Source organism: Flavobacterium faecale (assembly GCF_003076455.1).
GTDB classification, from domain to species: domain Bacteria; phylum Bacteroidota; class Bacteroidia; order Flavobacteriales; family Flavobacteriaceae; genus Flavobacterium; species Flavobacterium faecale.
Map to the genome: position 1 here is coordinate 2,316,205 of NZ_CP020918.1, position 13,641 is coordinate 2,329,845.

The 13,641-nt window shown below is 37.4% G+C and carries 8 protein-coding genes and 1 tRNA gene; 4 read left to right on the top strand and 5 right to left on the bottom strand.

All coding sequences use genetic code 11. From position 1 onward, the window contains the following. Positions 1–8: 8 nt before the first annotated feature. The 4 genes from purL to FFWV33_RS10045 form a co-directional block, all read right to left on the bottom strand. On the bottom strand, positions 9–3,680 hold the full coding sequence (gene purL, locus FFWV33_RS10030) for a phosphoribosylformylglycinamidine synthase (RefSeq protein WP_108742514.1): 3,672 nt from the start codon (positions 3,678–3,680) through the stop codon (positions 9–11). Positions 3,681–3,791: 111 nt separating this feature from the next. After that, positions 3,792–5,636 (bottom strand): endonuclease, encoded by a 1,845-nt coding sequence (locus FFWV33_RS10035; RefSeq protein WP_108740782.1) that lies wholly within the window; start codon positions 5,634–5,636, stop codon positions 3,792–3,794. A gap of 319 nt (positions 5,637–5,955) precedes the next feature. Beyond that, complete coding sequence (locus tag FFWV33_RS10040) at positions 5,956–8,007, bottom strand: endonuclease (protein ID WP_108740783.1); 2,052 nt, start codon at positions 8,005–8,007, stop codon at positions 5,956–5,958. 91 nt (positions 8,008–8,098) lie between these two features. Continuing rightward, positions 8,099–9,616, bottom strand: coding sequence for a right-handed parallel beta-helix repeat-containing protein (locus tag FFWV33_RS10045; RefSeq protein ID WP_108742515.1), 1,518 nt, complete (start codon positions 9,614–9,616; stop codon positions 8,099–8,101). A 139-nt stretch (positions 9,617–9,755) separates the two neighbouring features. Between FFWV33_RS10045 and FFWV33_RS10050 the strand changes: the two genes are divergently transcribed. From FFWV33_RS10050 to FFWV33_RS10065, 4 genes are all read left to right on the top strand, one after another. After that, complete coding sequence (locus FFWV33_RS10050) at positions 9,756–10,190, top strand: PaaI family thioesterase (RefSeq protein WP_108740784.1); 435 nt, start codon at positions 9,756–9,758, stop codon at positions 10,188–10,190. Between the two features lie 33 nt (positions 10,191–10,223). Further along, positions 10,224–11,291, top strand: coding sequence for an isochorismate synthase (locus FFWV33_RS10055; RefSeq protein WP_108740785.1), 1,068 nt, complete (start codon positions 10,224–10,226; stop codon positions 11,289–11,291). Positions 11,292–11,382: 91 nt separating this feature from the next. Then, positions 11,383–12,099 (top strand): bacillithiol biosynthesis deacetylase BshB1, encoded by a 717-nt coding sequence (gene bshB1 / locus FFWV33_RS10060; RefSeq protein ID WP_108740786.1) that lies wholly within the window; start codon positions 11,383–11,385, stop codon positions 12,097–12,099. 74 nt (positions 12,100–12,173) lie between these two features. Further along, positions 12,174–12,249 (top strand) — tRNA-His (locus FFWV33_RS10065). A 161-nt stretch (positions 12,250–12,410) separates the two neighbouring features. Here the strand turns inward: FFWV33_RS10065 and FFWV33_RS10070 are convergent. Next, the gene (locus FFWV33_RS10070) at positions 12,411–13,631 is read right to left on the bottom strand and encodes a peptidylprolyl isomerase (RefSeq protein WP_108740787.1); all 1,221 of its coding nucleotides are present in this window, start codon (positions 13,629–13,631) and stop codon (positions 12,411–12,413) included. Positions 13,632–13,641: the final 10 nt, after the last annotated feature.

Sequence of the window (13,641 nt, forward strand, 5' to 3'; positions counted from 1 at the left end):
AGTAAATTTTATTTATTTTCAATCCATTTTCTAGCATTGACAAATGCTTCATGCCAAGGCGAAACTTCGTCGTTTCTATCTTTTGGATAATTAGCCCAGTTCCATTGAAAAGTCGAACGCTCAATGTGTGGCATCATTACCAAGTGGCGACCTGTGGTGTCACAAAGCATGGCCGTATTGTAGTCTGATCCGTTTGGATTGGCTGGGTAGCTGTCGTAACCATACGTTCCTACGATATTGTAGTTATCTTTGGCTTCTGGTAAGTTGAATTTACCTTCTCCGTGCGATACCCAAACACCCAATGTGCTACCTGCAAGGCTAGACAACATTACCGATTTGTTCTCATTTACTGTAACAGAGGTAAAGATGCTTTCGTGTTTATGACTGTCGTTGTGCAACATTTTTCCGTGTACTTCGTGCTCAGGATTGATTAATTCCAATTCCATGAACAATTGGCAACCGTTGCAAATTCCGACAGATAAAGTGTCTTCTCTTTTGAAGAAGTTTTTCAACGCCGTGTTTGCTTTTTCGTTGTACAAGAAAGCACCCGCCCAACCTTTGGCAGAACCCAATACATCTGAGTTAGAGAAACCTCCAACAGCACCGATGAATTGTACGTCTTCTAAGTTTTCACGACCCGAAATCAAGTCGGTCATATGAATGTCTTTAACATCAAAACCTGCCAAGTACATAGCGTTTGCGAATTCACGCTCCGAATTACTTCCTTTTTCACGAATTACCGCTGCAATAGGACGTGGTTTTGAAGCATCGATTACTGGTTTTTTTCCTGTAAAATGCGTTGGAAAAGTAAACTGTAACGCTTGGTTTTTATAATTATCGAAACGAGCTTGCGCTGTTCCGTTTTTAGCTTGTTTTTGGTCTAAAAGGAAAGAAGTTTTGAACCAAATGTCTCTGTATTTCGCAATATCATGTTTACAAGGACCAAAGTTTAAAGTTGCCTCGTTGGTAACAGTTCCTAATTTGAAGAATTCTACTCCGTTTTTATTTAATAATGCCTCTACAGCTACATCGTCTTTGGCTTGGAAAACCACCGCGATATTTTCTGCAAATAGGTATTTGATGATGTCTTTTTCTTCGAAAACAGAGAAATCAATCTTAGCTCCTAAGTTCACGTCTGCAAAACACATTTCGAGTAAAGTAGTAATCAAACCACCGCTTCCGATATCGTGACCTGCCAAAATTTGGTTGTCACCAATTAATTCTTGCAAGCTATTGAATGCTTTTTTGAAGAAAGCAGCATCTTTGATAGTTGGAACTTCGGTACCAATTTTGTTCAACGTTTGTGCGAAAGAAGAACCTCCCAATTTGAATTCGTCTTGCGACAAGTTGATGTAGTAAATAGAACCACCGTCTCTTTGCAAAACAGGTTCTACTACTTTTTTGATATCTGTACAATTTCCTGCAGCCGAAATAATAACCGTTCCCGGTGCAATTACTTCGTCATTAGGATATTTTTGTTTCATAGAAAGCGAATCTTTTCCAGTTGGAATATTGATTCCCAATTCGATTGCAAAATCAGAACAACCTTTTACAGCAGCGTACAAACGAGCGTCTTCCCCTTCGTTTTTACAAGCCCACATCCAGTTGGCAGATAATGAAAGTCCGTCCAAACCACCTTTGATAGGTGCCCAAACAATATTCGAAAGCGATTCTGCAATCGCAGTTCTACTTCCAGCCACAGGATCGATCAAAGCAGCGATAGGAGAGTGTCCTATTGAAGTTGCAATTCCTTCTATACCTAAATAATCCAAGGCCATTACCCCACAGTTGTTCAACGGCAATTGCAAAGGTCCAGCACATTGTTGTTTGGCTACTTTACCACCCACACAACGGTCTACTTTGTTTGTCAACCAGTCTTTACACGCTACTGCTTCTAGTTGCAATACTTGCTCTAGGTAAGTGGAAATGTTTTTTACTGAATAATCTAATTCCGTATATTTTCTATCGATAGTTTTGTCTGTGATAACCACTTTTGGCGAACTACCGAAGAAATCTTCCAAAGCATAATCCATTGGTTTTGCACCAGTAGTTTTTGATTCGAAAGTAAAACGGTGATCTCCCGTTACATCACCCACTTGGTACATTGGCGAGCGCTCACGGTCAGCGATGCGCTGCAAAATGTCAATATCTTTTTGAGCGATAACCAATCCCATTCTTTCTTGCGATTCGTTTCCGATGATTTCCTTAGCCGAAAGGGTAGGGTCACCAACAGGTAGTTTGTCCAAATCGATTAAACCTCCAGTGTCTTCAACTAGTTCAGAAAGACAGTTTAGATGTCCACCTGCACCGTGATCGTGAATCGATACAATTGGGTTAATGTCGCTTTCTACCATTCCACGAATAGCATTGGCAGCACGTTTTTGCATTTCTGGATTCGAACGTTGGATCGCGTTCAACTCGATACCCGTACTAAAAGCACCTGTATCTGCAGAAGAAACTGCCGCTCCACCCATTCCAATTCTATAATTTTCTCCACCAAGGATAACGATTTTGTCACCTACTTGTGGTTTGTGTTTGATTGCTTGTTCTAGTTTTCCGTAACCAATTCCACCTGCTTGCATGATGACTTTGTCGAAACCTAATTTTCTACTTGACGCACTGAGCTTGTCGTACTGTTCGTGTTCAAATGTTAAAACAGAACCTGTGATTAACGGTTGCCCAAATTTATTTCCAAAGTCAGACGCTCCGTTGGAAGCTTTAATTAAAATGTCCATTGGTGTTTGGTACAACCATTTTCTTTCGGTCATAGCCTCTTCCCAAGGGCGATTGGCTTCAAGGCGCGAGTACGAGGTCATGTAAACAGCTGTTCCTGCTAGAGGTAACGAACCTTGTCCACCTGCCAAACGGTCTCTGATTTCTCCACCAGCTCCAGTTGCAGCACCGTTGAAAGGCTCTACGGTAGTTGGGAAATTGTGTGTTTCTGCTTTTAATGAGATTACCGAATCAAATTCTTTGGTCTCATAAAAATCGGCTTTGTCGGCACTTTTTGGTGCAAATTGCTGCACTCTTGGTCCTTTTACAAAAGCCACGTTGTCTTTGTAAGCCGAAACGATAGCACCAGGAAATTCCTGTGATGTTTTCTTGATTAATTTGAAAAGAGAGGTGTCTTTTTCTACGCCATCAATCACGAAAGTTCCGTTGAAGATCTTGTGACGACAGTGCTCAGAGTTCGCTTGTGAGAAAGCAAATATCTCAGAATCGGTTAATTTTCGATCTAATTTAGTCGCTAAATCATTCAAATATTGTTCCTCTTCTGGACTCAAGGCCAAACCTTCTTGTTTGTTATAAGCCGCTATATCATCAATTTCCAAAATAGCTTCTGGAGCGATGTTGATGGTGAAAATATCTTGATTTAGCTCGGGATATTTTTGCGAAAGCATTGGGTCAAAATCATTGAAATCTGCAGTCGCAGGATGGAATTCTTCAATTCTAATAATGCCTTCGATTCCCATATTCTGGGTAATTTCTACCGCATTGGTGCTCCATGGCGTGATCATAGTGGCGCGTGGACCAACAAAAAAATCCGTCAAAGCGGATTTTTCTATTTTATTTGCGTCTGCAAAAAGCCAGTTTAATTTTGATATGTTTTCAGCCGAAATTTTGTCTTGCGTCTGTACGGCAAAAACGGTTTTGCTTTGGTTTTCAAAGAAATGAATCATCATGGTAGTTTTGTTGTATTGCGGTGCAAAAATAGTTATTTAAGATTAAAATGCTAATAAAAAAAAGCGACAATGTTGTCGCTTTTTTAATTTTAGTTGTTTTGTGATTTATTAGTTGATCAGAATCTTTTTGATTGTGGTATGAGTTTCATCTGAAACCTTAATTAGGTAGGTTCCTGTAGGTATATTTGTTAATTGTATCGTGCTGCTATTGCTACTGTTTTCTTGTTGAATAAATTGTCCCAAAATATTATAAATGGTAACAGAAAATGGCATATTGGAGTTGTAAACTGTGAAATTACCTTGGGAAGGATTTGGGTAAATTAGCACTTCATCTGCGTCAGCTTCATCTTTGCTAATCGCACTTTTTGTAATTGCTTGTACTGTCTTACTACCTAAATTGTTGCAAGTGTCTGAAGAAAATGTATCCCATTCTCCAGTTTTATTAAATTGAGTATTTGGAGAGGTAATAGAAGCTTTCCTTCTTAAAGTTACGTCTGCTGCAAAATTAGAAGTACCACCGTTAAAAGTTCCTATAATGTCAATTAGGATGCCATTTTTAAATAAACCAACAGCATCATTTCCGTTAAAAGTCATTTCTGCAGCAGTTGTACTTATGTTTGCAGCAGCAGTAGAATAACAGTTTGTAGTTATTGAACTGTTTACAATTATGTATTTATTTCCTTTACTTAAATTTCCACTCAGCGGTATTCCTGTGCTCCAAGATCCTGAACCGTTTGTTTGTTTTTTAATACTGTAGATACTTAAATTGACTGTACTAGTTGTTGCATTCGAGATTTCAAGTGCCTTGTTGTTTGCAGAACCTTCAACATATTCTGAAAAGTATAAGTCTGTAGCTGTATTTGATGTATTAGATGATGTAGTAACGAGTAGGGTGTTGCTAGAGCTAGAAGTGTTCCCGGCAGCATCTTTTGCTTTAACAATAAAATTATATGTTGTAGCAGCGCTTAAGCCTGTTACTGCATAATTTGTGTTGGTAACGGTTGCTTTTAGTATTGTACCTTGGTAGACTTCGTATGTAGTCACAGCAATATTATCAGTTGCGGCTGTCCATGATAGGTTTGTATTCGTTTGCGTTGTATTAGCTGCTGCTAAATTAGTAGGAGCACTTGGTGCTGTTGTGTCAGTCGTCGGATTCCATACTTTTTGCACATATTCGGGATGGTCAATATACGGATTTCTGTTATTTTGAATTGCATAAATAGCATTGTTACGGGCTATTTCTCTCGGACTTACTGGGTCAAGTGCATTCCAAGCTAATAGCATGTTTAAAAAAGTAGTTGTGAAAACTTGGTTGCTAGTACCATTAAACATTGGATACGAATATCCAGAAACTGTGGTTTCATAACGGGTGGCAAAGTAAAAATACATTCGGGCTATATCACCTTTAAATTCATCTATAGGTTCAAAAACAGTTCCCGTATAACCTGATTCTGCACTTGTTCCTAATTTACTACCATTTAATGAGGTCCAACTTGCGGTAGCAACGTTACCGTGTGGATAATTAGAGCGTTGACCATTTACCTTTCCGTCAGTAGGTGTTATAAAATGTGCATCTGACACCATAGGAGAACTTGAGTTAAAGGAGGATTGTGGTATAATATGTTCTCTATTGTAGCAATTTCCTTCCGAACTATAACTTCCACAACGCTGTGTGCTGCCTGAGCTATAATTATAGGGATCCTTTGCGCTTGGCTTTTCACTATACATGTCCAAAACCGTTCCGTCATTTTCGTAAAAATAATCCCTGTCAGAAGTTTGGTAGGTGGTATACAATTCGTCATATGATTTGACGGTATGATTTTTAATGATATTGTAAAGTTGGGTTTTCAAAGCATAACCTGTTCCGTTAGAGCTAATATAGTAATTTGCTGGAATTTGTGCATGGCCAAGAACACCTAGTAACACTAGTAAAAGAAGTAATTTTAGTTTCATTTATTTTTCTATTTTTATTTTAAAATTTTTTACGAATGTAAATACAAAACTCATTTGTAATTTAAAGTAATTGTTAAGATATGGTATTATCTGATTCTCTAAGATTAAATAACTTATTTAAAGTAAATGCTTTCTCTATTTAAGTTTGATTTTTTTTAAGTGTTTATGTACTTGAAAATTGTATGTAATTGATTTAATGTACTAGGTATAAAGTAAAGTGCATAAAAAAAAACTTCCCTTTTATTTACCTAGAATAATTTAGGTAAACAATAGGGAAGCTATAGTTTTTAATAAACGTGAACTGTCTTTAAAACCGACCTTAATTCACAATTATTTTTTTTGTTACGGATTTTTTACCCGCTTTAACTTTAACAAAATAGATTCCTTTGTTCAAGTTTTTTACAGTAATTCTAGCTCCGTCAGTGCTAGTTTGTGTCTTAATTAGTTGACCTACGGTTGAGTAGATCTCCATTGAGAATGGTTGATTATCATTTTCAATAAACAACTGATCGTTTACTGGGTTTGGATATACACTAAACGTATTTCTGTCAAAATCAGTTACAGCCAAATCTTCGGTATAACAAGACCAACTCAAATCGTCAAAAATTACTCTGTTTTTATTACTACTGCTGTTGTCTGTAAAACTGATCACCACATTTCCTGTCACGTCAATTCCAGGGATTGTGGTAGTTGTTGCAGTATCACTATATGGTACCGTTCCTACTGCATTTCCATTTACTCGAACTATAAATGTCCCAGATGTACCCGAGTAAATAAGTTGAGTAGTGACTTTAAGGTCGTGGATTCCATTTTCTACCGTTGATGAGGTTAAAGATCCGTTACGAATAGTAATTGCTCTTGTTGCATTCAGGGGTTGGTCAGTACGAGCATCGGTAGCAGTCCAGGTTATCCCATTATTGGTCCAAGTTCTAGTCAAATAACTACCATTATTAGCAGGTATAGTCTCAAAATTCTCAGTGGCGCAAAATTCTGCTACAGCTGATTTTTCTGGAGTAGTAACCATTATAGAATTGCTTGCAGTTGAATAGTTTGCAGCAGCATCTTTTGCAATTACATAAAATGTATAGGCAGTCGATGCTGTTAAGTTTGTAATATGCGCCGTATTACCCGTTGTACTTAAACTTAATGTACCATTTACGTATACATCATATCCAGTAACACCTACATTATCTGTGCTTTCGCCCCAACTCAACGTAACTGATGTAGATGTACTTGAGGTACTAGCCAAAGCAGTTGGAGCCGTTGGACTTTCTGTATCAATAATAGGAGCGGTAGTTGTTCCGCTTACAGTATTGCTCGCCGGTGCCGCATTGTTTGCTGCATCTCTAGCTACAACATAAATAGAATAGGAGGTCGAAGGGGAAAGATTTTGTACTGTTGCTGTAGTGTTGTTTACTGAGGTTTTCAAAATGCCATCAACGTATATACCGTAACTTGTTACAGCCACATCATCAGTTCCTGCAGTCCAACTAAGAGAAATTGTCGTTGCTGTACTATTGGTTACAAGTAAATTGCTAGCTGCTGTAGGTGCTTGTGTATCAGGAGCTGCATTCCAAACTTGTTGTACATATTCAGGATGGTCAATATATGGATTTCTGTTACCTTGTTGTGCATAGATAGCGTTGTTTCGATCAATTTCTCTTTGATTTACGGGGTCCATTGCGCTCCATGCCAAAAGCATGTTCAAGAAATCGGTCGTGAACACTTGAGTTCTTGTTCCGTTAAACATAGCGTACGGATAGGTTGAAACCGTAGTTTCGTAACGCGTAGCAAAATAAAAGTACATACGAGCAATATCTCCTTTGAATTCGTCAATTGGTTCAAAAACGGATCCAGTATAATTTGGTACAGCACTTGTACCAAGTTTACTTCCGTTTAATGTTGTTGTGGTAGCGGTAGCAACTATTCCATGAGGATAGTTTGATCGAATTCCGTTTACTTTTCCATCTGTAGGAGTAATAAAGTGAGCGTCAGAAACCATTGGAGAATTCGATCCAAAAGTGGATTGCGGAATAATATGTTCTCTATTATAACAATCTCCTTCTGCTGAATAGTTTCCACAACGCTGTGTGCTTGCTATTGAGTAATTGTAAGGATCAGTACCATTTGGTTTCTCAGAATACATATCCAATACTGAACCATCATTCTCGTAATAATTATCTATATCCGAAGTTTGGTAGGTAGTGTACAAATCGCCATAGCTTTTTACAGTATGATCTTTAATGATATTGTACAATTGGGTTTTCAATGTATAGCCCGTTCCTGTAGAGTTGCTATAATAATTTGGTGGAATTTGCGCGTGTCCAACTACACCTAACAATGCTAGTAAAAAAAGTAATTTTAGTTTCATCTATATCTGCTTAAATAATTTAAATTAGCTTGCGAATATAGCAGTAAAAATTCTTATTTGCCTGAGATTCATTGTTAAGAAATCGTGTTTTTTATGTTTTCTTTGGGAATTCTTTAGTTTGGTAGGCTCCTAGGTCTGGAGGAAGACTTCTTGTCGCTCCTGTAATGTCGGTCGGAATTAAATACGAAGAATTACCTTTCGCGAAAGCGGCAGAAGTAGCATCGATATTAAAATTGTTTAGACTCGTTTTGTAGAATGCCGGATCTTGGTTTAAAATTATATTGGTATAATGGGCGCTATCTGTTGTAAATTGATAAAGTGCATTCGTACTACTACCAAAATATTTAATCAAGCAATTATTGAAGGAATAGTTGAAAGTTGCAGCGTCTTTTTTGCTTAAACTTAAATGATTGGAGTAGGAGCCATAGATGATGCAGTTATTAAAAGTGGCTTGAGTAAGATTTTTTACCTCGGGTGTTGCGCCCAGTTCAAAGTTGTTTACTAGCACAGATGTGGGACTATTACCATTCCAATTGTTATTGAATGTACAATGTGTAAATTTGTAATCGCCTCCGTATGTGCATGCTAGACTAGCTTGACCCGCTGAGTTGATTACGAGATTTTGGCCCGTGATTAATGCGCTTTTCGCCAATATGCCATAATTGGTACAATCGTAAATTTGACTGTTTTCTATGGTTAGTTGGTCAGTATTGTTTTCGATCAATAATCCAATAGTTGCATTTTTTAAAGTCAAATGATTGATGCTGTTGTTTTTGGTGCCATTCTGAAGCCAAATTGTACCCCATTGCCCAGGAATATTATCGTACAAAGGTTCTAGTCGGTCTCCTTCAAAAAGGACTTCTCCTTCAAGTTTATCGGTGGTTGAGGTTGTTCCGTTGATTTTTAAACTGGCATTTTTTGATACAATTAAACCCGAATCCGCATGGAAGTGCACACGAGCACCAGCCGCAAATGTAACGGTCTTGCCTTCGGGTACGGCTGCATATCCGTAGATGACGTAAGGCTTTTTATTCGAAAAATTCAATTCATTTCCGTTTATAGCATCGCTTTCGTCCAAGTAGAATCCGTATGTTTTCTCATCATTAATAGTTACCGTTTCGGTCGATCCATCAATAAATTTTTGTGGATATAAAAAAACAGCATCTTGAATAAGAGTCACCAATTCTACTTTTTGCAAATTGGTTCCAGCATCAAATTCAATATTATCAGTATATAAAAAATCAGTAGGGTTTGCATCCGTAGCGGCAGCGGTAGTTTCGATGAAAATATACAAACTGTCTTTGGCCAACAAAGTCACATTGCTAAATTCTTTTCCGTTCACGCCAGTCATTCCATCAACAGTCATGCGGTATTTTGAGTTGGACCGCTTGCCCAAATTTATTGTTGGTATGTTAATATCGTTCTTAGAATGATTGTATACTTTTAACGTGTAAGTGCTTGATCCAATGTTTGAAAAAACAGTGTCCAAGTAAATAGTGTCTCTAGAAAAAGCCAATTCTCCTTTGCTAGCAACGGTTTCAAAATCGGTACGACATGAACCCAAAGCAAGGAGCAATCCAGCAAAAAGTAAAAAAGAAAAATAACGCATGAAATTAGTTTTCTGTAAAAATAGGTAAAAACTATATTGCTTTGGCGCTCTTTTGCATTTTTGAATGTAGAATGCAACTGCAATTATTATTTTGCTAGGTAACTTTTCCTTATTTTTACATTCTATAAAATAAAAATCTATGACATTAGACAAAGCGAAAATGCTGGAACAATGCAACGCTATTTCCAAAAACACTTTGATGGAAACTTTGAATATTGAGTATATAGATGCTGGTGAGGATTTTTTGGTAGCGCGTATGCCTGTAACACCTACTGTGCATCAGCCCATGGGATTGCTTCACGGAGGCGCATCGGTAGCCTTGGCAGAAAGTGTAGGTAGTACAGCCTCTCATTTTTTTATAAATGCGAAAGAACAAGAAGTACGAGGTATCGAAATATCAGCCAATCACCTCAAGAGTATTCGTGAAGGATTTGTTTATGGCACCGCAAAATTAATACATAAAGGAAGAACGATTCATCTTTGGGAAATTAAAATCACCAATGAAGCAGGAGAACTTATTTCGCTATGTAAACTTTCCAATATCGTTCTGGATAAAAAGCCACAGGTTAAATAAGTAGAATTTACAAAACCATTAGTTCATAAAAATATGATTGATTTTTTTATAAAAGTAAAGCAGCAGGAAGCGCAAGATTTGCCTTTTGTTCTTTTTAAAAAACCAAATAAAAAGAAATTGGTTGGTTTTTTTCAAAATAATGATCATCTGTATTTTGCAGAAAACTTCAAGGAACGAGGATTTGTTTTTGCGCCTTTTGACGGAAATCAAATGTTGCTTATTCCAAAGGAAGAGTCGGTACGTTGGGAAACGAAAATTTCGTTATCCAAAGATTTTTCAGTTAATGATATCGAAGTAGCAAGCGAGGACGATGTAGACTCTAAGCAGTATTTTGAAAATTTAGTTCGAAAGGGAATTCAAGGAATAGCTAATGGTGATTTTCACAAAGTAGTGGCTTCGAGAGAAGAAGTTGTTGCTGTGCCTGATTTTGATCTGGTAACCGTTTTTAAAAAATTGATTCAGTATTATCCTAGTGCGTTTTGTTACTGTTGGTACCATCCCAAAATTGGTTTATGGATGGGTGCTACACCCGAACGTTTATTAAAAGCCAACAAAAAACGATTCTATACCATGGCATTGGCTGGAACCAAAATTGGCGATGATATTGATAATGTGGAGTGGAAACCAAAAGAAAAGGAAGAACAGCAGATTGTGACTGATTTTATTTTAGAAAATCTGAAAGATAAAACCTCAGAAGTAGCTGTTTCGAGTCCGTATACATTGAAGGCGGGGAAGCTTTTGCATATTATCACCGATATTGAAGGTGTAATTAATAAAAATTCTAATTTAAGCGACGTGGTCAAGGTATTGCATCCCACACCAGCAGTATGTGGCTTGCCCAAAGAAAAAGCCAAAGCATTTATTTTAGCTAACGAAAATTATGACCGAAGTTATTATACGGGGTTTTTGGGCGAATTGAATATTAAAGAATTTGATAAGCACCAAAGCAAGTCAGATTTGTATGTTAATTTGCGATGCATGAATATCAAGAATAAAGAAGCGCATTTGTACATAGGTTGCGGTATCACCAAAGATAGTGTGCCCGAAAAAGAGTGGAAGGAAAGCGTAAACAAGGCTACGACAATGAAACGTGTTTTATAAATATAATAGAGGAATATTTTTGGCGAAACAATTTTACCAAGTTGCGAGGTCGAAAAACAAAATAAGCATTACAATTAAATAGAAGAAGAAAATGAAATTAGATATTTTAGCTTTTGGAGCTCACCCTGATGATATCGAGTTAGGTTGTTCTGGAACCATCGTAAAAGAAATTGCATTAGGAAAAAAAGTCGGTATTGTAGATTTAACCCGAGGAGAACTAGGGACTCGTGGTACGGCCGAAATTAGAGATCAAGAAGCAACCGATGCAGCAAAGATCATGGGCGTGTCTGTTCGTGAAAATTTGGAGATGCGTGATGGTTTCTTTATCAATGATGAAAAACACCAAATGCAGGTGATAGAAATGATTCGAAAGTACAAACCAGAGATCGTTTTGTGCAATGCGGTCGACGACCGTCATATCGATCACGGAAAAGGGAGTAAGTTAGTTTCTGATGCTTGTTTTTTGTCGGGCTTACGAATGATCGAAACCACACTAGAGGGAGTGCAACAAGAAGCATGGCGACCAAAGCTAGTTTATCATTATATTCAATGGAAAAATATAGTACCAGACTTTGTCGTTGATATAACGGGGTATGAAAAAGTGAAAGAAGCTGCTATCTTAGCGTACCGTTCGCAATTTTATGACCCAAATTCGAAAGAACCAGAGTCTCCAATTTCGTCAAAAACCTTTCTTGAAAGTATCAATTATCGCTCAAGAGACCTAGGAAGACTATCAGGAGTAGAATATGCAGAAGGTTTTACAGTAGAAAGATATTTGGCAGTCAATAGCTTAGGTGATTTGAAGTGATTTTATTGAATTATTTTTGTAAAAACGTTTGCAGATATCAAGTTTAGTTGTATCTTTGCAACCGCAATACAAATGGTGGTTGTAGCTCAGTTGGTTAGAGCATCGGTTTGTGGTACCGAGGGTCGCGGGTTCGAGCCCCGTCTTCCACCCAGAAAGTAAAAGCCTTGAAGAAATTCAAGGCTTTTTTTGTGGATTAAACTGAAATTTCCCTATCGGGTTATTGATGAATGTTATACTTTTTAATGTAGCAAAAAAAACTCCCAAGACTAAAAATTTTAGTTTTGGGAGTTTTTTATTTTTTTGATAAATTTCTATTTAGTCGGTTCCGGTTTATTCTGGAAAACCTCTATTTCGAAAACTAATGTTGCGTTTGGCGGAATAACACCTCCAGCACCACTTTCACCATAAGCTAATTTTGAAGGGAGGATAGCGATGATTTTCTCACCATACGTCATCAATTCAATAGCTTCTGTAAAACCTGGAATCATGCTGTCTTTCTTTCCTAATTCATAAGGAAAAGGCTGGTATCCGTTTTGAGCAGCACGGTTCGGATTGTGTTGACCGTAAGTTTTACTTAATTCTTCGTAGCTTGTATCAAATAAGGCACCGTCTTCTAGGTAACCTGCATAATGAAAATACAAAGTTGACCCTACGGCTGGTTTAACACCAGATCCTTTGTTTATGATTTTGTATGCCAATCCAGATGGAGTAGTCGTTGCAGTCGCTTTTACATCGGCTATATAAGCCTTTTTAGCTGCGATTACAGGTGCATATTTCTCAATATAAGCTTTCTTCTCATCTTCGATTTTTTGAAGTGCCATCTTTCTGTTCTCTTCATCAACTAGCGCTTGTTTTTTCTCGTCTTCAGCTTTATTATTGAAGTAGGCAGCAAATACTTTGGCTGCATCAAATTTTTTGGCTTCGGATCCCACTTTGTTGATGGTGATTTTGGTGATTACATCATTTTGTGTGATCTTATTCACAACATCCATTCCTTGTGTCACATGACCAAATACGGTATGTTTTTGATTCAACCATGGTGTGTCTTTGTGGGTGATAAAGAATTGGCTACCGTTGGTTTTTGGTCCAGAATTTGCCATGGCTAATATTCCGCCTTTGTCAAAGGATAGGTCAGGAATAAATTCATCTTTAAAAGAGTATCCTGGATCTCCAGCGCCTGTACCTTGTGGGTCACCACCTTGAATCATGAAATCATTAATAACTCTATGAAATTTTAATCCGTTGTAAAATGGTTTTCCTTTCAATTTTTCGTCCTTAATAAAAGGATTTGTTCCTTCGGCCAAGGAAATAAAGTTGGCTACTGTTACAGGTGTTTTTTTATATTCTAATGCCAAAACAATAGCACCTTTTGGGGTTTCAATGGTAGCAAAAATGCCGTCTGTTATTACCGGTTTCTTTGCAATAGGTTTAGCAGTTGTAGTTGTTTTTTTTGCAACAACTTTTTTCTTTACTGTTTGTGCTTGTAGGCTCACTACTCCTAAAAAAAGGAGGCATAAAAGTTTTAATTTCATTTTGTAGATT